The following is a 21,197-nucleotide window of genomic DNA, read 5'->3' on the forward strand; positions in this document are numbered from 1 at the left end:
TTGATGCAGTAATAAAAAATGAGGGTGATCTGTAAAAAAGATCACCCTCGTTTTTTTATATTTCATCGTATAATTTTAACGATCCAAAATGAGATTTAATTTGTAAATAACGTTCTAGTTCACTAACAATTTGTATTTCGTTTGCACGATTGATTAAGGCTTCTTTCGACTGAGGCAGAGATTGATCATAAAGATCAATATGTAAATCATAAAGTGAATACAGACGCATCGCAGTATAATCATTACTATTAACGTTCTTAGCTATTTCAGCAAACAAATTACCTAAACGATGCATCATTTTATCTTCTGATTTTATATTCTTCAGCAGGTGTTCAATACGCTCTATTATTTCCAATTGTTCTTCTCTCATATCAAAATAATGATAATAAGAGTTTTCGTTACGAACAAAGTGATTTTTTACGTCTCTGAACGCATAAGATTTCGCTTTTTGGATTTCGAGTTCAATGTTTTTGAGTGGCACATCTACTGGATAATCTAAATCAAAACATGATTTACTGAATGTATTGAAAGTCTCAGTAAACTGTTTCTCTATTTTATGTTTATATTCTTTTAATTGTTTATCTAGACTTGGCATAATTAAGTTCATAATAAAAGCGATACCTAAGCCAACGATTAACAGTAAAACTTCATTGATAAATAAATGTAAATCAATAACTTTAGCATTAAAAACATGTAGCAATATAACGCAACTTGTAATAATACCTTCTTGTACCCCTAATACTACTGTTAAAGGTATAAAGAATAATACGATTAAACCTAATACAATTGCATTTTGACCAAGCAAACTAAAAACGATAGATCCTAATATCAATATAAGAATACAGGATACAAAACGAGAAACAATTGCTTGTAGGGAATGTACTTTTGTATGTTTAATACATAAAACAACTAAAATGGCACTTGAAGAAAAATTATCTAAACCAATTAATTTGGCAATAATTATTCCAAGTGCCATTCCTACAGCAGTCTTTATCGTTCTAAATCCTATTTTATAGGGATTAAAACGCATCATCTGCTTTACCTCTTATCGTTCTTCACAATATTTTTCGAATAAATTTTGAAGCTGTGTAATAACATCCATAATGTCATGGCCTTCTATTTGATGACGTTCAATCATTTCAGCAATTTTACCATCTTTAACTAACGCAAATGATGGACTTGAAGGAGCATAACCTTCAAAATAATCTCTCGCTTGTTGTGTCGCTTCTTTATCTTGTCCTGCAAAGACTGAAACTAAGCGATCAGGTAGTTTATCATAATGTAATGAATGTTCAGCAGCTGGACGTGCAATACCTCCAGCACAACCGCAAACTGAGTTAACCATAACAAGTGTAGTACCGTCTTGTTTTAATACAGCATCTACTTCTTCAGGCGTTGTAAGTTGTTCATAACCTGCTTTTTCTATCTCGTTACGTGCTTGTTCTACAACATCGTTCATATATAAATCGAAATTTAAATCCATATCGAAATCACCTTTCAGTTCTTAATAACGTTCTATTTTATTCTACTAATTAATTTAGTAATCTTCAACAGGATTAACTTTAACATTAAGAACAGTTTAATAAATATGCGTATGTTCGATTGTAAATTGTTCTACTCTATTTTTGATTGTGTTCATGAAACGACCAGCTTGTAAGCCATCTAAAATACGATGATCAATCGAAATACATAAGTTCACCATATTACGAATTGCAATCATATCATCAATCACAACTGGTTTTTTTACAATGGATTCTACTTGTAAAATCGCAGCTTGTGGGTGGTTAATAATGCCCATCGAAGAGACAGAACCGAATGTTCCAGTATTATTTACAGTAAAAGTTCCACCCTGTAAATCAGCTTGTGTTAATTTATTTTGACGTGCTTTTTGAGCTAATTCATTAATTTCGCGTGCAATTCCCTTAATTGATTTTTCATCTGCATTGTGGATGACTGGTGTATATAATTTATCCTCTACAGCTACTGCAATTGAGATATTGATATCCTTATGAACTTTAATTTCAGAGCCTTGCCAACTACTGTTTAACATTGGAAACTCTTTTAATGCTTCTGCAACTGCTTTAACAAAGAATGCGAAGAATGTTAAATTATAACCTTCTTTTGCCTTAAATTGCTTTTTATGATGATTTCTAGTTTTCACTAAGTTTGTTGCATCAGCTTCTACCATCATCCATGCATGAGGAATTTCTGAAACACTTTGAACCATATGTTTAGCAATCGCTTTACGCACACCATTCACAGGAACAGAATCAGCTGGAACAGTTGATTGTTCTGTAGATGCAGAAGGTTGGATATTTTCTTTTTCAGCAGGTTTATTTTGAATTGGTGTTGACCCAGCTTGAGTTGAGACAGCTTCTGGGTGAGCAATTACATATTCAATATCTTTTTTTGTCACACGACCTTCAAATCCTGTCCCTTTAACTTGTGATAAATCAATTTGATGTTCAGAAGCTAGTTTAAATACAACAGGTGAATATCTACCATTATTTAGTGGTTTATCAGAGGTAGCGCTCTTAAAATTTTGTTTAGATTCAGATTGGGATTCTGTTGATGTATTTTCATTTTCGGATTTTTCTGTAGTTGCTGTTGATTCTGGTTTTGAATCAGATTCTGAACTCTCATCTGATGAACCTTCAGCTTCAATTTCACAAATTGGTGTCCCGACACTAATAGTTTCCCCAGCTTCAACTAGGATTTTGGTAATTGTACCAGCTTCAGTAGACGGTACTTCCGCTGTTACTTTATCTGTAATAACCTCACAAATAGGCTCGTATTCTTCAATAGTATCGCCGACTTCTACTAACCATTGTTCAATTGTACCTTCATGTACACTTTCTCCGAGTTTCGGCATTTTGATTTCCATTTGATAAGCCTCCTATAATTTAGAAACGCGCAAGTTCTAACATTTTTGCTTTGATTTTATCTGGATTCATCATGAATTCATCCTCTAATGGTGGCGAGAATGGCATAGATGGCACGTCTGGACCAGCAAGACGCATGATTGGAGCATCTAAATCAAACAAGCAATTTTCAGCGATGATTGCTGATACTTCTGACATAATGCTGCCTTCCAAATTATCTTCAGTTACAAGTAAAATCTTACCTGTACGTTTTGCACGTTCAATAATCGTTTCTTTGTCTAATGGATAAACTGTACGTAAGTCGACAACTTCTACATCTATACCTTCTTCTGCTAAAACATCTGCAGCTTGTAAGCTGTAATTAACACATAAACCATAAGTAAAGACTGTAATATCATTGCCTTCACGTTTTACATCCGCTTTACCTAGTGGGACTGTATAATATTCTTCAGGTACTTCCTCTTTAAGTAACCGATACGCTTTTTTATGTTCGAAATAAAGTACAGGATCATTCGATTCAACTGAAGCTAATAGCAGACCTTTCGCATCATATGGTGTAGATGGAATAACGATTGTTAATCCAGGTGTAGATGCAAAAACGCTTTCTATACTTTGAGAATGATATAAAGCGCCATGTATACCTCCACCAAAAGGTGCACGAATAGTGATTGGTGAACTCCAATCATTATTTGAACGGTAACGCATTTTTGCAGCTTCACTCATAATTTGGTTAGTCGCTGGTAAAATATATTCAGCAAATTGAATTTCAGCAATTGGGCGCTTACCTAACATAGATGCTCCGATAGCTGTACCAACGATATTTGATTCGGCTAATGGTGTATCGATGACACGTTCAATTCCGAATTTTTCTTGTAAGCCTTGAGTAACACCAAATACGCCACCTTTTTTACCGACGTCTTCTCCTAATACAAATACATCAGGGTCTTTTTCCATAGCCTGATAAATTGCTTGTTTGATAGCTGCTAAAAAAGTGAGTTTAGCCATTATTCAAGCCCTCCTTCTTCGTAAACAAATGTATATGTTTCACTTGGATCTGGATAAGGAGAAGCTTCTGCTTCTTTTGTTGCTTTGTTGACGATTGATTTATTTTCTTTTTCAATTTCGTCGAACCAAGCTTGATCCGCAATGCCTAAATCCATCAGATGTGCTTTAAATTTAATATTGCAATCTTGAGATTTTAAGCCTTCTCTGATTTCAGGACTACGATATTGGTCATCATCATCAGAAGAATGTGCAGTCATTCTAGTACACATTGCTTCTAATAAAGTAGAACCCTCGCCACTTAATGCTCTTTCGCGTGCTTCATGCATAGCTTTATACATTGCAATTGGATCATTTCCATCTACTCTTTCTCCGTGGATACCATATCCAAGCGCACGATCAGAAAGTTTTTCAGCAGCATATTGTAAGTGTGATGGGACTGAGATTGCATATTCATTGTTTTCAATCACACAAATAAATGGTAATTTTTGAACCCCAGCAAAGTTTAGTCCCTCATGGAAATCACCTTGGTTAGATGTTCCTTCACCTAGTGTTGCCATAGCAATATTAGGTTTGCGATCCATTTTTAATGCTAAAGCTGCACCTACACCTTGTAATACTTGCGTGCCTACTGGTGAACTTTGTGATAAAATATCGACAGATTTTTTACTGTAATGTGAAGGCATTTGTTTACCTCCAGAGTTGATATCTCCTTTTTTACCAAAAGCTGACATCATTGTTTCAGCAGGTGTAATACCGAGATATGTGATTAATGCTAAATCACGATAATAAGGTGCTGAAACATCTCCTTTTTCCATCGCAAACGCCATACCGATTTGTGCTGCTTCTTGACCTTGGCAACTAATTACGAAAGGAATTTTGCCTGCACGGTTTAAGAGCCACATTCTTTCATCTAATTTGCGGCCAAGATCCATCCATTTATACATTTCTTTTAAATCATTTTCGGTCAGACCGGCAGATTTATAATCCATCATTTTCTATTTCCTCCTCATATTACGCATGAACAGAGCGTTTTGCTGCTTTAAGTCCAGCTTCCATTAGAACTTCTGAAAGTGAAGGATGTGCATGTGTTGTTAGTCCTAATTCAAGCGTAGATCCATTCATAAATTGTAGTAAAGCAACTTCGTTGATTAGTTCTGTTACATGTGGACCTATCATACTTAATCCTAATACAGAATCTGTTTCTTGGTCTACTACTACTTCACAAAAACCATCTTGTTGATTAGCATCTTCAATCACAGCTTTACCAATAGCTTTAAAAGGAACTTTAAAACTACGTGCTTTTTTATAATCTGCGGCTTTAGCTTGTTCTACATCCATGCCGATTGATGCGATTTCAGGATAAGTATAAACACATTTTGGAATTGCATTATAATCAACTGGAATTACTGAGTCTTCAAACATTGCTTCTACTGCAGTTGTCCCTTCTTTAGAACCAGCGTGTGCAAGTTGTAATTTACCGATGCAGTCTCCAGCTGCATAAATATGTTGTTCTTGGGTTTGTTGTTTGTTATTAACTTCAATAAAACCTTTTTCGTCTAAATTAATTTTTGTATTGTTTAAGCCGATATCCTCTGTATTTGGTTTGCGACCTACTGCTAATAAAATTTTATCTACTTGCAGTGTTTCATTTTCTAGTTTGATTTCAGCTGAATCATCACTAATTTGAATTTGGTCTTCAGATAATTGAACATTTTCACGAATCTGCACACCTCTATCATTCAGGTGTTTTTTTAATGTTTGTGTAACTGATTTATTTTCACTAGGTAAAATGCGTTCACCTGCTTCTATAACTGTTACATCAACACCAAAATCATTTAATAATGAAGCAAATTCCATACCAATAACACCGCCGCCAATAATAGCAATGGACTGAGGAAGCTCTGTCATTTTTAAAATGTCATTGCTTGAAAGTACAACTTGGTGATCAAATGATAAGAAAGGTAATTCCGCTGGTCTAGAACCTGTCGCGATCAGCACATAATCATTCGGAATAAGTTCAGATGTACCATCTTCGTATTCAACAGATATTGTACCTGGTTGAGGTGAAAAAATTGATGAACCCAGGATACGTCCAGTGCCGTTGTAGATATCGATATGGTTGTGCTGCATTAAGTGCTTAACGCCAGTATGCATTTGTTCAACAATATCATTTTTTCGTTCATATACTTTATTATAATTCAAATTAAATTGTTCTGTTTCAATACCATATGCCGCAGCATGTTTAACTGTATGTAATACTTCAGCTGACTTTAACAAGGCTTTAGTCGGAATACATCCTTTATGCAGACATGTACCGCCGAGTAATTGATTTTCAACAATCGCGACTTTTTTGCCCAATTGAGATGCGCGGATGCCTGCGACATAACCTGCAGTGCCACCACCTAGAATAACTAAATCATATTGTTCTTCTGCCATGATTGATCTCCTAACTATATATTTTTACTTCTTCGCGTAAATTAACTGCTTCATAAACTTGATTTGCAAGAGCTTCCATCTCTAACTCGCCTGGATATACACTAACAGGAGCAATCCATTCTACATATTCTTGAATTTTATCCGTGATGAGTTGACTGTGTGCAATTCCGCCTGTTAAAAGAATTTGATCGATATCGCCTTTAAAAATAACAGCCCTTTCGCCAATTGTCTTCGCAATTTGATAAATCATTGCATCTAAAATTAAATGAGTTGTTTTATTTACGCTATATTCATTCACTAACTGTTTCATGTTATTAGTAGAACATAAATTAACGAGTCCTGCTTTCTTGCTAATAAAGTGTTGAAGTGCTTCAGGTGAATACCCACGCTCAACTCCAAATTGATAAAGCATATCATTCGGAATTGTGCCAGCACGTTCCGGACTCATTGGACCTTCGCCGTATAAGCCTTCATTCACATCCACAACTTTACCTTGTAAATGCGCACCTACTGTAATACCTCCACCCATATGAACCACAATAACATTGACTTTGTTATAAGGCTTTTGAATGGACTTTGCATATTGACGTGCAACTGCCTTTTGATTTAAAGCATGAAAAACACTTCTACGCTTAATATCCTTTATACCTGTTATCCTTGCGATATCAATTAATTCATCAACAACTACAGGATCAACAATAAATACAGGTATATTTAGTATTTCTCCTAATTTATACCCTATAATCCCACTTAAATTGGAAGCATGTACACCATATTTGAAAGATCTTAAGTCTTCATACATTTTAGAATTCACTGTATATGTACCGCCAGCTATGGGTTTAAGTAGACCGCCTCTACAAGTTATCGCATCGATACTTTGCATCCCTGGAGTCTTTTCTTTTATAAATGATTTTATGGAATCAATTCGATATGATTCTTGATCAAGTAAAGGCTTTTGTGAGATGTTCAAATCATGATGAATCGTTTCCATTGAAACACAATTTTCATCTTGATAAAAGCCTATTTTTGAAGAGGTACTACCTAAATTTATGACTAAAATATTGGTCATATATTTCACCTGCTTTATATTGCATTCATGATGCAGTATTCATGTTTTCTCAAAACTACCCTTTATATTTTACCTTAATCTAGTATTCAATTAAAAGTAATCCCCTATAAAAGTAATGACTTGTTACCCTCAAATAGTTATTTTGCAGTTTAAATCTCTAAAAACAAAATAAAAATACGACTTTCACTGACAAATGAAAATCGTACTTTTTAATTCATTAACCTTAAACGTTATAGAAACCTGAATATCACATAATAGATTTGTATGTCATGATTTAATTTTGATACAAAAGATTAGTTATGACGAAAACCTAATATGAATCTGAAAATGATGGATAACATAACTATGGCTATTCCAACAATTGAGAAATTGAATAGATTAGTAGGTTTCATTATAGAAGAAAACACCCAAGTTCCTAACGGCATAAATAGTATTGCAACTGAAAATATAATCCCAAAAACTCTTCCTAAATATATGTCTTCAACATTTCTTTAAGTATATGAAAAGATTTGTATGTTAAACATTGTTAAAAATAAATTGAAAATTAATGGTATGAGTAGAATCACAAAATAGATATGTAGTAATAAATATACAATTGGGCAAACACTTAATGAGGTTCCTGAAATTCCTAATAAAGTCATCAATTTCTGAATTGGTAGATCTTTTTTGATATTCTTATTATTTATGCGCCAATTATTTCACCAATAGCTTCAGCAGTTAAAAATGAACCATATAAACCTATTGCTATATCAGGAAATATTTGATTACTAAATGGCAGTAGTAAGTTATAAGCTGCAAGAAAAAGTTTACAAGTACAGAAAGTACAACTATCAAAAAAATCTCTTCATGGTGCAATAAATATTTAAAATCTGAAATTAAATCGTTAAAAGGATTTATTTGAAATATCTTTGCTTTTAAGAAAAATCGTACTTTATTCTGAGGAATTGATACTATTATTCATGAAAATAGGAACAGAAATGAATTTACTCATCCTGTTCCTATTTAGTAAAAAGTTAGATTTCAATGGAATTTTTCATATGTCTATTTTAATGTATGCAGTGCCAAAATAGCTGAATTAACTTTGTTTTGTATAGAATCTGCGCGAGACGTTAAAACAATCGGGAATTTCGATCCTAAAATTAAATTAGCCGTTTGGGCATTTGCAAAATAAGTTAATGATTTATAGAGTGTGTTGCCGACATCAAGATGTGGAACAATCAACGCGTCAACATCACCAGCGATTTCAGATTCAATACCCTTTTCAATTGCACTTTCTTTATCAATCGCGTTATCAAAGGCGAATGGTCCTTCAACCTTTAAAAAATTATGTTGTTTAAAGTGTGCGGCAATTTCTGCAGCATCTACTGATGAAGGAATTTTGGTTGTGGGATGCTCTAATGATGATAATAATCCCACATTTAAACTTTTATAACCAATATTCTTCGCAAAGCTTTCAATATTTTCAATCATATGAATACGATCATCTATGCTAGGCTTTACATTTAAAGCAACATCACTAATGATTAACATTTTGTGATATGAAGGAATATCGAAACATGATACATGATTTAAGAAACGTCGTTCATCCATAAATGACTTATGTTTTAGTACAAAAGATAAGATTTCTGATGATGGTAAGTTACCCTTCATTAAAACATGAGTTTGTTCTGAGTTTAAATCATCTGCACACTTCTTAAAGACATCCTCACGCTCGTGAAATGTTCGTAAGTGTATACGACTTAATAAGTCCCCTTCTATATTAAAAGAACGTATTAATTCAGTTGGATCTTTAGTACCGTAGAGCGTAACATGGCATTTTGTTTGTTTAAGCAATTGTACAATCGCAGCTATTGTTTTCTTGTCATTCGCAAATAAAACACCAATGTTACCTTGTAACTCTTTAGTATTAGAGATCAATGTTTCGAATTCCATAGTTAATCTCCCCTCATTTCAAATAGATTACAGCGCATGATTTTGCTCTATCATTTCTTTAGCATTTTCTCTTGTCAATTTCGTCACATTAGCACCAGAAATCATTCGTGCAACTTCATCTATACGATTTTCTCCAGTTAATTCTTCAACATGTGTTGTTGTTCTATCATCTTGTGATGCTTTGCTGATTAGTAAGTGATGATCACTCATAGATGCTACTTGTGGTAAGTGTGAGATACATATAACTTGAATATATTCAGAAATTGCACGCATTTTTTCAGCCATTTTTTGAGCTGCAATACCAGAAACACCAGAATCAACTTCATCAAATAGTATAGCAGTTTGACCTCTAGATTTAACAAAAATACTTTTTAAAGCTAACATGATACGAGATAATTCTCCGCCCGAAGCAATTTTAGCCAAGCTTTTAAGTGGTTCCCCTTTGTTAGGGCTGATTAATATTTCTATTTTTTCTATACCCTCTGCATTCGGTTCATCTAAAGGTTTGAATGAGATTTCGAGATTGGCATCTTTCATTTGTAAATTTTGAATTTCTTCTACAATATGATCTCTTAGTTCACGCGCCACTTTTCTTCTTTCTTTTGAAAGCATTTGACCTTCTTTATTTAATTGTTTTTGTAACTGAGTAATCTCTTCTTTTAAGTTTGCTGTACTTTGCTCATAATTTTCTATTTTGTTAATCTCATCATCTAGTTTAGCTTGATACTGAATTAAACTAGAAATATCTTTACCGTATTTTCTTTTAAGATTATTTAGTAAATTCATACGAGATTCTAGTTCATTTAAATACTGTTCATCAAATTCTGTATTTAATAATTCATCATACAACTCATGCTTAGCATCCTCTAACGTATAGTAAAATTGGTCGACTTGCTCTTTAAGTTCGGTGAACTTTTTAGGAATAATTTCATCAATGTTCGCAAGTTGCAGACTCAATTCATATAAACGATCCGGGATAGCTTGTTCATCTGTTAAAGTTGCATGTGCAGCATTTAAAGCCAAACTTAAATTTTCAGAATTCTGAATGCGTTTAATATCAGCTTCAAGTTGTTCAACTTCGCCTTCTTGTAAATTGGCTTCAGATAGTTCATCAGCTTGGAACTTCATTAGATCTAACCTTTGTAATAAAGCTTGATCAGCAGATTCCAACTCATCGAGTTCACGTGTTTTATCTTTAAAAGTTTGATACGTATTTTGATATTGTTTTAAAATATCATCATATTTGCCATCTGAATATGAATCAATCAGTTGAAGATGGTACTTTTGTTTTAACAGTGATTGTGTCTCGTGTTGACCATGGATATCAAGTAATTCTTGCATAATTAAACGTAAATCATGCAATGTTACTGTTTGGTTATTTACTTTGCACAAACTTTTACCTGAACTGAAGATCTCCCTTTTAACGATTAAGAAATCTTCATCAGCATCAACTTCTAATTCGTTCAAGGTTCTAATCACTTCGGGATTATTATCAATATCAAAGATACCTTCTATGGTTGCTTTTTTTTCGCCATGACGAACAAAATCTGAAGATGCACGCATGCCTATAAGTTGTCCAATAGCATCGATGATAATAGATTTCCCTGAACCTGTTTCACCGCTTAATACGGTTAATCCGTTTCCAAAGTTAATTTCTAATTCATCAATGATAGCAAACTGTTTAATTGTTAGTGTTTGTAACATGGCTTATCGCTTCCTTATAACAAATTAAAAATACGTGTTTTGATAGCATTTGCAGCATCCTCATCGTGACAAATGAGTAAGCAAGTATCATCACCACAAATAGTGCCGAGTACTTCATCCCAATCGATTTGGTCTAAGATAGCACCGATTGATTGAGCATTACCTGGAAGTGTTTTTAATACTAATAAATTACCTGTACCCTCAATATTTACAAAGGAATCCATTAAATAACGTCCAAGTTTCTCTAACGGATGGTATTTTCTATCATTTGGCAAACTATAAATATATTGACCTGTCGGGGCAGGTACTTTGATTAACTGTAATTCTTTAATATCTCGTGAAACCGTTGCTTGTGTCACATTCAGATCAAATGAATTTAAACGTTTTACTAATTCATCTTGAGTTTCAACCTGCTCAGTGGATATGATTTCTCTAATTTTTATGTGTCTTACTGATTTTTTAGCCACTTTTCTTACACCTCAAATTACGAATATTTATACATTCATAGTATCACATGTTCAAACAAAATGCTTTTATTTTCTTCTTATATCGCTTATTAATATCCAACAATAGTGCATATTTATAAAAGTTCATAAATAGAAATAAGCTAAGTCTAAATTGAATATTAGGACTCAGCTTATAATTTTAGTGATCACGTTTATAGAACAACTGTGTCAGACTTTCAAGCTCAGTTGTATCATATTGTTTATCAGATAATTGTTTCAAACATTGGTTCGCTTGCTCAACGTGATATTGAAGTCGTTGTTCTGTTTTTTCTAGACCAAGTAAAGTCACATAAGTGCTTTTATGATTTTTCTCATCGCTGCCAACAGGCTTACCTAATTTTTCAGCATCTCCATAGACATCGAGTAAATCATCTTTAATTTGGAAAATTAAACCTAAATGTTCACTATACGTATCAAGAATCTCGGATACTTCAGTATCAACTTTTGCGATTGTTGCTGCGGCATTGATTGCGAAAGACAGTAAAGCACCGGTTTTTTCACGATGGATTTGTTGTAAAGTCTCTAAAGATATTTTTTTATTTTCACTTTCCATATCTAATGTTTGTCCGCCAATCATACCTAAATGACCACTCGCATCAGAAAGTTGGGATGTTAAAGCTACTTTAGTTTCAGCATCAATTGCATTATCTGTGCTTATTAAGTTAAAAGCTTTTGTTAATAACGCATCCCCAGCTAATAATGCTTTCCACTCACCGTATACTTTATGATTTGTTAATTTGCCTCTACGATAATCGTCATCATCCATAGCAGGCAAATCATCATGTATGAGCGAGTATGTGTGCACCATTTCTAACGCTAATGCGGTACGAATACCCTTAGTGTAAGTATGGTTTTTAGACAGCATTTTTAAAGTTTCTAATAATAGGACTGGTCGTATACGTTTTCCTCCAGCTTCAAGAGAATAACGCATACTTTCTTCTAAATTAGTGCCGAGAGCTGAATCAGGAATTGTTTCTAGTAATTGTTGGTTGATTAGTTCAATCATTTTATTCATTTTCATTCTCAGCTGATGTCTCAGCTTGTTCTCCATCATTAGATTTCATGAGTTCATTTACTTTCTTTTCAGCATTTTTCAATGTTTCATCACAAGATGCTGAAAGCTTCATTCCTCTTTGATATAAGTCTAATGCTTCTTCCAAAGAAACTGTTTCATTATCTAATTTTTTTACGATGTTTTCTAACTCTTCCATCATATTTTCGAAACTTTGCTCATTACTCATCTTTATTGCACCTAACTTTCTTAACTATTGCATCAACTTCGCCATCTTTCATGGTTAAACTGATGTGGTCATTAGTTTTTAATGATTGCGTACTTGTAATAACTTGTTCATCTTTATTGACAATCGTGTAACCGCGCAACATTGTATTGGTTGGACTTAAATTATTTAAATTTTCTAATCGCTGTGTCAACATCGTTTTAGCATTACTCAAAATATTATTTATTGATTTGTTTAATACCTTATCAAGTTGAGATTTGTTTAAAATAGCTTGTTGCGTATGTTGTTTTAAATCTCTAACGTTTATGCGACTGTTTAGCAAATCAATACGTTGTCGTAAATGAGTCAAATGATTAGTCATCGCAAGACTTAGTTGTTTTTCTAATTCATCTCGTCGTTGGATTTGTTGATCATACAACAACGATGGCTGTTTAAATTTATAATAAGAAGCTACATGTTCTAAATGTTTTTTCTTATTATTAATTAATTGGACGATGTGTCTGGATAGACTTAACTCTATTTGTTTGATGTATTGTGTCAGCTCAACTTGATCAGGTGTTGCAATGACAGCAGCTTGAGTTGGTGTAGCAGCCCTTACATCAGCTACAAAATCGCTTAATGTGAAATCTGTTTCGTGACCTACTGCTGAGATAACAGGAGTTTGTGTATTAAAGATTGCTCGTACTACATCTTCTTCATTGAAATTCCATAAATCCTCAATAGATCCTCCACCACGTCCTAAAATGATGACATCTGCACCAAGAGTATCAGCATATTGTAATTTTTCTACAATATCATTTTTAGCTTGTTCGCCTTGAACTAATGTACTAATTTGAATTTGTTCTACTAATGGAAATCGACTGTTTATTGTAGAGTGAATATCTCGTATTGCCGCACCTGTACTCGCGGTAAGCACTGCAATTTTTTTAGGGAACTTAGGTATCGGCTTTTTGTGGCTCATATCAAATAAACCTTGCTTAGTTAAGGCCTTTTTAAGTTCTTCTAGACGTTGATATAAGTTGCCAATTCCGTCTAAATGCATTTTATTTACATAAATTTGATAATTCCCACGTCTTTCGTAAACACTCACGCGTGCTTCTATTAAAACTTCATCACCTTCTTTGGGTGTGAAATCTAGTTTATTAGCTTGTGCTTTAAACATCATAGCGTTTACGACGCTATTATTATCTTTTAAATTAAAATATAAGTGACCGCTACTATGACGTTTAAAGTTAGATAATTCACCTTTTAATAAAACTGATTGCAGATGCGGATCTTGGTCGAATTTATATTTGATATATTTAGTTAAGGCTGTAACGCTTAAATAATCGGACATACTTATCACTCTATCCTATTGATTTAAATTACTTAATACACCGTTGATAAAACGATAATGGTCTTCGTCACTAAATTGTTTAGCAAGTTCAACAGCTTCGTTAATAACCACTTTTGGTGGTGTATCACTATGCTCTAGTTCAAAAGCTGCAATTCTTAAAATGATACGGTCTGATTTCAATAAACGAGAGATTTTCCAATCTTTTAAATTCTCTTGGATTTTTTGATCGAGTACAGGTTCATGATCTTTTACGCCTGATACTAACCAATGAATAAAATCGAATTCTAAATCTGGGTAATCATCTTTAATAAAATTAATGGCTTCATCTATAGATAAATCTGTATTCTTCATTTCAAGTTGAAACAGTGCTTGAAATGCTTGGCTTCTTGATTCTTTACGACTCATTGAGCGTGCTCCTTTGTTACTTATTTCTTGTTATTTTCAACTTCAATATGCGTAATATGAACGTTGACTTGTTTAGGAACTATAGTTGTCATATTGCTGAGGGAATTGAAAATTGTTTGTTGAATTTTCAATGCTGTTTGAGAGATGTTGATACCATACTTAAACTCACAGAATACATCTATATAAATTCCATCTTCTTTTGTTTCAAGTTTAATACCTTTAGTTAAATTTTTACGATTCAACTTTTCAGGTGAAGCATTTTTGATTTCAGCAAAGTGTCCAGTTAATCCATCTATTTCAGATGTTGCAATACTTGCAATTGAGATTAGTACTTCTGGAGAAATTTCTACTCTGCCTAAATGTGCATGTGTATCTTTGGATACTTTAACCATGTGAATGCCTCCTTCTTAATCTTCTTTCATAATATCATTTTGCTCTAAGAATTTAGTGCTATATTGTCCACTATTGAAAATTTCGTTTTCTAATAAACGAATATGGAATGGTATTGTTGTGTCTATGCCTAATACTAAGAACTCGCTTAAAGCACGTAGACCTGCCATAATTGTTTCTTCACGTGTAGGTTCATGCACAATTAATTTAGCAACCATAGAATCGTAATAAGGTGGAATAGTATAGTTTGTGTAACAAGCTGATTCTATTCTTACTCCGTAACCGCCTGGTGCTAAATATTGTGTGATTTTACCTGGTGATGGCATAAAGTTTTTATAAGGGTTTTCAGCGTTAATACGAAATTCCATTGCATGACCATTGATTTTAATATCATCTTGAGTGAAAGGCAATGGCTCACCCATAGCAACTAATAATTGTAATTTGACTAAATCAATCCCGGTTACCATTTCTGTAACAGGGTGTTCAACTTGAATCCTAGTATTCATCTCCATGAAGTAATATTCATCAGTATCTAAGTCATAAATATATTCAATTGTACCTGCATTTTCATAGTTTACTGCTTTAGCAGCTCTGATAGATGCTTGACCCATTTCATGTCTTTTTTCAGGAGTTAATATAGGTGACGGTGCTTCTTCGACAAGTTTTTGCATTCTTCGTTGAATTGTACAGTCACGTTCTCCTAACTGAATCACATTACCAAACTGGTCACCAATAATTTGGAATTCGATATGACGGAAATTCTCAATGAATTTTTCAAGATAAAGTCCGCCATTACCAAAGGCAGTTTCTGCTTCTTGTTGTGTCATTTTGTAGCCATTTTCTAATTCTTTTTCATCTCTAGCTACACGAATACCTTTACCACCACCGCCTGCAGTAGCTTTAATGATAACGGGATAACCGATTTCTTCCGCTGTTTTCTTAGCGTCTTCGATTGAATCTACTAGTCCGTCACTACCTGGAACAACTGGTACGTTTGCGTTAATCATTTCATCTTTGGCTACGTCTTTGATCCCCATCTTTTGAATAGATTCGTAACTTGGACCAACAAACTTAAGTTGACACGCTTCGCATAATTCTGCAAAATCCCCATTTTCTGCTAAGAATCCATACCCAGGATGAACTGCATCGCATCCAGTAGAAGTAGCAATAGATAAGATATTTGGAATGTTTAAATATGAATCTTTAGATTGTGTAGGACCCACACAGTACGCTTCATCAGCAATTTGAGTATGTAGTGCTTCTTTATCCCCTTCAGAATAAATTGCAACTGTGTGTAACCCTAAGTCTTTACACGCTCTGATGATTCTAACGGCAATTTCACCGCGATTGGCAATTAAAACTTTTTTCATAATTATTTCACCTTAAATAACGGTTGGCCATACTCTACCATTTGTCCGTCTTCAACTAAGATTTCAGTAATTTCCCCAGAAACTTCTGCTTGAATCTCATTAAATAACTTCATAGCTTCTAAAATACATACTGTTGAATCGTTTGATACAGTATCCCCAACTTTTACATAAGCTTCTTCTTCTGGTGACGGTGATTTATAGAATGTTCCTACCATTGGTGCGTTAATTGTTTTCCCCTGATCAGCTTCTGAATTTGCAGCAGAAGAAGCTTCGCTGACAGCTGAATCATTTTGAACAGGTGCTGGCGCAGCTGCTTGTGCAGGGAAAGCTTGTTGAGAAATTTGTGGTGTAATGATTTCTCTTTCTTTCTCTTTCTTTAAATTAATGATACTTCCCTTGTTATCTTCTATATTAATTTCAGTAAGATTTGAATTATCTAGTATTTCAATTAATTCCTTGATTTCTTTAAAATTCATAGTACTGCTCCTTCAGATTGTTTTTACTCTTCTTGTATATTTTACTTGACTGAAATTATCAATTCAAGCATATCACTGTAACTTTAAACTTTCTCATCGTGTAATTTAACGATAATAAAATAAAAGAACCCCTTTCATTCATCGAATCCATCAGCATAAAATTGCTGATAATCATTAATGGATAGGATGTCAGAAAAGGGGTGATTTAAAATTTAGGCTCTTGAAACGTAACTGCCGTCGCCAGTGTTGATTACGAGAACGTCTCCTTCGTTAACGAATAGAGGCACGTTAAGCGTATATCCAGTCTCTACTGTAGCTGATTTAGTTGCACCAGTTGCAGTATCACCTTTAATACCAGGCTCAGTTTCTGTTACAGTAAGCTCAACAGTTTTTGGTAATTCTACACCAATCGTTTCGCCTTCATAAGTTTGGATTTGAACTTCCATGTTTGCTTTCAAGTATTTTAATGCTTCTTCTAAATAATCTCCAGGCAATTCAGTTTGTTCAAATGTTTGATTGTCCATAAATACATGAGTGTCACCATCTGCATATAAATATTGCATACGGTGGTTTTCAATCATTGCTTGTTCTACTTTTTCACCTGCGCGGAATGTTTTTTCTTGAATTGCGCCAGTTCTTAAGTTTCTTAATTTAGAGCGAACAAATGCTGAACCTTTACCTGGTTTTACATGTTGGAAATCAATAACTTTCCAAATACCATTATCAACAGATATTGTTAAACCTGTTTTAAAATCATTAACCGAAATCATTCAGTTTCCTCCTCATATACGCTTTCATTATAAAATAATAAGGTCTTTTGTGCATTTAGTAAAGACTTCATTACCATTTTCTGTGATTAAGATGTCATCTTCTATTCTGATGCCACCCAGTCCCTCTATATAGATACCCGGTTCTACCGTTACGCAATTATTTGGAACTAATACATAATCAGATTGTTTTGCAAGCATTGGTTGTTCATGAATTTCTAAACCAATACCATGACCTGTTGAATGTCCGAAATTATCTCCATAACCGTAACTTGCGATAATATCACGTGCGATAGCATCTGCCTCTTTACCTGTCATTCCTGCTTTAATTTGTGCGACTGCAGCTTTCTGTGCTTCTAATACAATATTATAAGCTTCTACTAGTTTAGGATCTGGTTGGCCAATTGCAAAAGTACGTGTGATATCAGATACATAACCATTATAATATGCACCAAAATCTAAAGTGATCAACTCGCCTTCTTCAATCACTTTATCGCTTGCTACACCGTGTGGTAAAGCACCTCGATATCCTGAAGCAACGATCGTGTCAAATGAAGGACCGCTTGCTCCTAATTTTAACATTTTACTTTCTAATTCAGCTTTTAATTCTTGTTCAGTCATTCCTGCTTTTGCGATACTTAAAATATGTTCATACGTTTTGTCTACAATATCTGCAGCTTTTTGAATCGTATCAATTTCTGATTGATCTTTAATAGCTCTGATTTCTTCAATTACATTACCGACACTTTGATATTCAACGTCTGAATCATTTAATTGTTGGAATGTATCATAGCTTACGATGTGCCCTTCAAAGCCTGCATATTTCACTTGGTTTTGTTCGAGAACATCTTTAACTTCGTCAATTAAACCTGCAGAACGATTCACAATTTCAAATTCAGAAGCTTGATTTGTAGCTTGATCGATATAACGGAAATCCGTGATCAAGATGCGACGCTTAGGTGTAATTACTAATGCACCGCTCGTACCAGTAAACCCTGATAAATAACGGCGGTTGTAATCAGATAATACAACTAACGCATCTAAATTTTTTTCTGAAATAATTTGATTTACTTTTTCAATTCTAGACATACATACTCCTCCTATGTCATTCTTAATCATGTAATTTTATGGAGCTGTGATAGTGACTATATCACTTTTATTATAACCAAAGTTTATCACAAAGCGCATAGAACTATAAGCTTTTATACCTTATATCAAAGAAGAATTCCCAAAAAGTATAAGAAAATTAAAGTGCAAACTGAAATATAAGAATCTGAGAACTAAATATGATAAAATATTGCTATAATATTTGCTTTTGAATTAGGAGAAGGTTATGAAAAAGAAATTTATTTCGATTATTGGAGCAACGATTTTACTAACGGGCTGCGGGAGTCAAAACTTAGGTCCACTTGAACAAAAAACTACTAAATTAAGAGATGATAATCATCAATTAAAATTAGAAAACCAAGAACTAGAGCAAAATATCAGTGATTTAAAAGATAAAGAAAAACAACTCGGCGCTGATAAAAAGAATACTAAAGAAGCAGCACAAAATAGCATGAAAACCAAAAATGCTAACGCGACATCAGATTACTATCAAAAAGTGACTGATACATTAAAGGATTATCACAAAATTGAAAGTGATGTCCAAAAGAATAAACGAAAAGAAGCTGTGGTCAGCAAACTCGATAAAATAGTCACTGATTTACAAAGTGCACATGATAAATACAAAATCGATCTTGAAAAAAGTAGTATGTCTGATAAAGATAAATCTGATAATAAAAACATTGAAGAACTTAATAATAAGTTGGTCAGTGCATTTAAAACTATCAGAGATGGTTACTCTACAAAAAGTGATAAGAAAATAAAACAAGGCCAACAAGAATTAGCACAAATTAAAGTTAGTAAAACTAATTCATAAAGCAAGAAGTATTGAAAGGTGAAAACATGCGTAAAGTATTATTTTATCTCATATTATTAATTGCGCTTATCGGGTTAATATTGAACATAGATTCAATATTATTTTCCCTTGTAAGAACGATAATTAGCTTAGCTATTATCGCAGGTATTGCTTACTTACTGTATTTCTTCTTCTTTTTAACAAAAGATCAAAGGAAATATAAAATAGCAAAATGGAAATATAGAAACCGTCGTAAATAAAAATGAAATCCCCTGACCACCGTTTAAATAGAGGTTCAGGGGATTTTACTTATTTTCTATAAGTCCACTCTTCAGATTTGTATTTTTCTGCAAGTTCTTTTACTTCAGCTTGTTGTTCTTTAGTAAGTTCTAATGGTTTAAAGTTAATATTCAACCCTTTTTGGAATCCTTTTTCAAATGCTACTTCCATTTCTTCAATCGAAATTGTTTTATCCGAAATATCATTTATCGCAACAGCTTTATCTACAAAAGCTTGCTTCATTTTATCTTTTAAGCGGTCATTTTTAAAGATAAACATATCAAATAAGTCATCAATATCAATATCTTTTAAAATAGAACCATGTTGAAGTATAACGCCTTTTTGTCTAGTTTGTGCGCTACCTGCAATTTTTCTTCCTTCTACGACGAGTTCATACCAGCTTGGAGCATCAAAGCAAACAGAACTTCTTGGTTGTTTCAATTTTTCTCTTTCTTCTTTACTTTTAGGAACAGCAAAATAAGCGTCGAAGCCTAATAACTTAAATCCCTCTAATAAACCTTGTGAAATGACTCTGTATGCTTCTGTAACTGTTTTAGGCATATTAGGATGAGACTCAGGAACGATTACGCTATATGTTAGTTCTTTATCGTGTAACACGCCTCTTCCACCTGTTTGTCGTCTTACTAAGCCATAGCCTTTTTCTTTGACCTTTTCAATATCAATTTCTTTCTTTAATCTTTGGAAATAACCAATAGAAAGCGTTGCTGGATCCCATGTATAAAATCTGATGACAGGATCGATTTCACCTCTGGATACAAAGTTTAATAAAGCTTCATCCATAGCCATATTATAAAATGGGTCATGACTGCCCGAATTAATAAAATTCCATGTTTCTGTCAATTTTAAAATCTCCAATCACCTTGTATTTAACTATATGTATGTATATTACCATACATACAGCATATTTGATTAATATTCATGGCTGGATTTTCTTCAGTAAATATTAAATCTGATTTGCATTTTTGTACAAAATGAAATCTCGGTTCATTTCTGAGAAAAACTTTTTGATAAATGAGTGAAACAGTCTTATAATTGTAGTATCGGTAAATATAGGAGGAAGCAAGATGAATAGCTTTTGGATAATCATTTTAGCTGTTTTAGTTATTATTGCTGTATATATGTTAATCCAATTTTTCATCAATAAAAGAGCTGTAACAGAATTAGATCAAGAAGAATTCCATAAAGGTTTACGTAAAGCTCAAGTGATTGATGTAAGAGAAAAAGTTGACTATGATTATGGCCATATTATTGGTGCCAGAAACATTCCTATGACGCTTTTTAGTCAACGATTTAAAGGTCTAAGAAAGGATCAGCCTATTTATTTATGCGATGCCAATGGTGTAGCAAGTTATAGAGCAGCGCGTATTTTAAGAAAAAATGGATATAGAGATATCTACATGCTTAAAGGCGGTTACAAAAAATGGACCGGGAAAGTTAAATCAAAAAAATAGCATTATAATTAAAATGTAGCAGCGATGAAT

General features: G+C 33.5%; 23 protein-coding genes. 3 read left to right on the forward strand and 20 right to left on the reverse strand.

Features of this window, described 5'->3' with window-relative positions; all coding sequences use genetic code 11:
• Positions 1–55: 55 nt before the first annotated feature.
• From HMPREF3031_RS04605 to HMPREF3031_RS04700, 19 genes are all read right to left on the reverse strand, one after another.
• On the reverse strand, positions 56–1,033 hold the full coding sequence (locus HMPREF3031_RS04605; protein WP_002481007.1) for an aromatic acid exporter family protein: 978 nt from the start codon (positions 1,031–1,033) through the stop codon (positions 56–58).
• A 12-nt stretch (positions 1,034–1,045) separates the two neighbouring features.
• Positions 1,046–1,483, reverse strand: coding sequence for a bacilliredoxin BrxB (gene brxB / locus HMPREF3031_RS04610; RefSeq protein WP_002481008.1), 438 nt, complete (start codon positions 1,481–1,483; stop codon positions 1,046–1,048).
• A 96-nt stretch (positions 1,484–1,579) separates the two neighbouring features.
• Positions 1,580–2,884: a dihydrolipoamide acetyltransferase family protein gene (locus tag HMPREF3031_RS04615; RefSeq protein ID WP_070724638.1), complete on the reverse strand. Its 1,305-nt coding sequence runs from the start codon at positions 2,882–2,884 to the stop codon at positions 1,580–1,582.
• A 19-nt stretch (positions 2,885–2,903) separates the two neighbouring features.
• Complete coding sequence (locus HMPREF3031_RS04620) at positions 2,904–3,887, reverse strand: alpha-ketoacid dehydrogenase subunit beta (RefSeq protein WP_002481010.1); 984 nt, start codon at positions 3,885–3,887, stop codon at positions 2,904–2,906.
• Complete coding sequence (locus tag HMPREF3031_RS04625) at positions 3,887–4,879, reverse strand: thiamine pyrophosphate-dependent dehydrogenase E1 component subunit alpha (protein WP_002481011.1); 993 nt, start codon at positions 4,877–4,879, stop codon at positions 3,887–3,889. The genes HMPREF3031_RS04620 and HMPREF3031_RS04625 overlap by 1 nt, the downstream gene beginning before the upstream one ends.
• A gap of 19 nt (positions 4,880–4,898) precedes the next feature.
• Positions 4,899–6,323: a dihydrolipoyl dehydrogenase gene (lpdA, locus tag HMPREF3031_RS04630; RefSeq protein WP_002481012.1), complete on the reverse strand. Its 1,425-nt coding sequence runs from the start codon at positions 6,321–6,323 to the stop codon at positions 4,899–4,901.
• Positions 6,324–6,333: 10 nt separating this feature from the next.
• Positions 6,334–7,392, reverse strand: a complete 1,059-nt coding sequence (gene buk, locus HMPREF3031_RS04635; protein WP_002481013.1) for a butyrate kinase — start codon at positions 7,390–7,392, stop codon at positions 6,334–6,336.
• A gap of 1,041 nt (positions 7,393–8,433) precedes the next feature.
• The gene (locus HMPREF3031_RS04645) at positions 8,434–9,324 is read right to left on the reverse strand and encodes a phosphate acyltransferase (protein ID WP_070724640.1); all 891 of its coding nucleotides are present in this window, start codon (positions 9,322–9,324) and stop codon (positions 8,434–8,436) included.
• A 27-nt stretch (positions 9,325–9,351) separates the two neighbouring features.
• A complete protein-coding gene (gene recN / locus HMPREF3031_RS04650; protein ID WP_002481016.1) occupies positions 9,352–11,028 on the reverse strand; it encodes a DNA repair protein RecN in 1,677 nt (558 codons plus the stop codon).
• A gap of 14 nt (positions 11,029–11,042) precedes the next feature.
• A complete protein-coding gene (gene ahrC, locus HMPREF3031_RS04655) occupies positions 11,043–11,495 on the reverse strand; it encodes a transcriptional regulator AhrC/ArgR (protein WP_002481017.1) in 453 nt (150 codons plus the stop codon).
• Between the two features lie 178 nt (positions 11,496–11,673).
• A complete protein-coding gene (locus tag HMPREF3031_RS04660; RefSeq protein ID WP_002481018.1) occupies positions 11,674–12,549 on the reverse strand; it encodes a polyprenyl synthetase family protein in 876 nt (291 codons plus the stop codon).
• Positions 12,542–12,775: an exodeoxyribonuclease VII small subunit gene (locus HMPREF3031_RS04665; RefSeq protein WP_002481019.1), complete on the reverse strand. Its 234-nt coding sequence runs from the start codon at positions 12,773–12,775 to the stop codon at positions 12,542–12,544. The genes HMPREF3031_RS04660 and HMPREF3031_RS04665 overlap by 8 nt, the downstream gene beginning before the upstream one ends.
• A complete protein-coding gene (gene xseA / locus HMPREF3031_RS04670; protein ID WP_002481020.1) occupies positions 12,768–14,108 on the reverse strand; it encodes an exodeoxyribonuclease VII large subunit in 1,341 nt (446 codons plus the stop codon). The genes HMPREF3031_RS04665 and xseA overlap by 8 nt, the downstream gene beginning before the upstream one ends.
• 15 nt (positions 14,109–14,123) lie before the next feature.
• The gene (gene nusB / locus HMPREF3031_RS04675) at positions 14,124–14,513 is read right to left on the reverse strand and encodes a transcription antitermination factor NusB (protein ID WP_002481021.1); all 390 of its coding nucleotides are present in this window, start codon (positions 14,511–14,513) and stop codon (positions 14,124–14,126) included.
• A 20-nt stretch (positions 14,514–14,533) separates the two neighbouring features.
• On the reverse strand, positions 14,534–14,905 hold the full coding sequence (locus HMPREF3031_RS04680) for an Asp23/Gls24 family envelope stress response protein (protein WP_002481022.1): 372 nt from the start codon (positions 14,903–14,905) through the stop codon (positions 14,534–14,536).
• Positions 14,906–14,920: 15 nt separating this feature from the next.
• The gene (gene accC / locus HMPREF3031_RS04685) at positions 14,921–16,273 is read right to left on the reverse strand and encodes an acetyl-CoA carboxylase biotin carboxylase subunit (RefSeq protein WP_002481023.1); all 1,353 of its coding nucleotides are present in this window, start codon (positions 16,271–16,273) and stop codon (positions 14,921–14,923) included.
• 2 nt (positions 16,274–16,275) lie between these two features.
• Complete coding sequence (gene accB, locus HMPREF3031_RS04690) at positions 16,276–16,749, reverse strand: acetyl-CoA carboxylase biotin carboxyl carrier protein (protein WP_002481024.1); 474 nt, start codon at positions 16,747–16,749, stop codon at positions 16,276–16,278.
• Between the two features lie 212 nt (positions 16,750–16,961).
• The gene (efp, locus tag HMPREF3031_RS04695) at positions 16,962–17,519 is read right to left on the reverse strand and encodes an elongation factor P (protein ID WP_002481025.1); all 558 of its coding nucleotides are present in this window, start codon (positions 17,517–17,519) and stop codon (positions 16,962–16,964) included.
• A 27-nt stretch (positions 17,520–17,546) separates the two neighbouring features.
• On the reverse strand, positions 17,547–18,605 hold the full coding sequence (locus HMPREF3031_RS04700; RefSeq protein ID WP_002481026.1) for a M24 family metallopeptidase: 1,059 nt from the start codon (positions 18,603–18,605) through the stop codon (positions 17,547–17,549).
• A 244-nt stretch (positions 18,606–18,849) separates the two neighbouring features.
• On the opposite strand from HMPREF3031_RS04700, the gene HMPREF3031_RS04705 reads away from it, so the two are divergent.
• Entirely contained in the window at positions 18,850–19,437 is a 588-nt protein-coding gene (locus HMPREF3031_RS04705) for a hypothetical protein (protein WP_002481027.1), read from the forward strand.
• A gap of 26 nt (positions 19,438–19,463) precedes the next feature.
• The gene (locus HMPREF3031_RS13660; RefSeq protein ID WP_002481028.1) at positions 19,464–19,676 is read left to right on the forward strand and encodes an SA1362 family protein; all 213 of its coding nucleotides are present in this window, start codon (positions 19,464–19,466) and stop codon (positions 19,674–19,676) included.
• Positions 19,677–19,725: 49 nt separating this feature from the next.
• Here the strand turns inward: HMPREF3031_RS13660 and HMPREF3031_RS04710 are convergent, their stop codons facing one another.
• The gene (locus tag HMPREF3031_RS04710) at positions 19,726–20,556 is read right to left on the reverse strand and encodes a lipoate--protein ligase family protein (protein ID WP_002481029.1); all 831 of its coding nucleotides are present in this window, start codon (positions 20,554–20,556) and stop codon (positions 19,726–19,728) included.
• 224 nt (positions 20,557–20,780) lie between these two features.
• Between HMPREF3031_RS04710 and HMPREF3031_RS04715 the strand changes: the two genes are divergently transcribed.
• A complete protein-coding gene (locus HMPREF3031_RS04715; protein ID WP_002481030.1) occupies positions 20,781–21,167 on the forward strand; it encodes a rhodanese-like domain-containing protein in 387 nt (128 codons plus the stop codon).
• Positions 21,168–21,197 lie beyond the last annotated feature (30 nt).

This window comes from Staphylococcus sp. HMSC072B07, assembly GCF_001815505.1.
GTDB lineage: Bacteria > Bacillota > Bacilli > Staphylococcales > Staphylococcaceae > Staphylococcus > Staphylococcus simulans.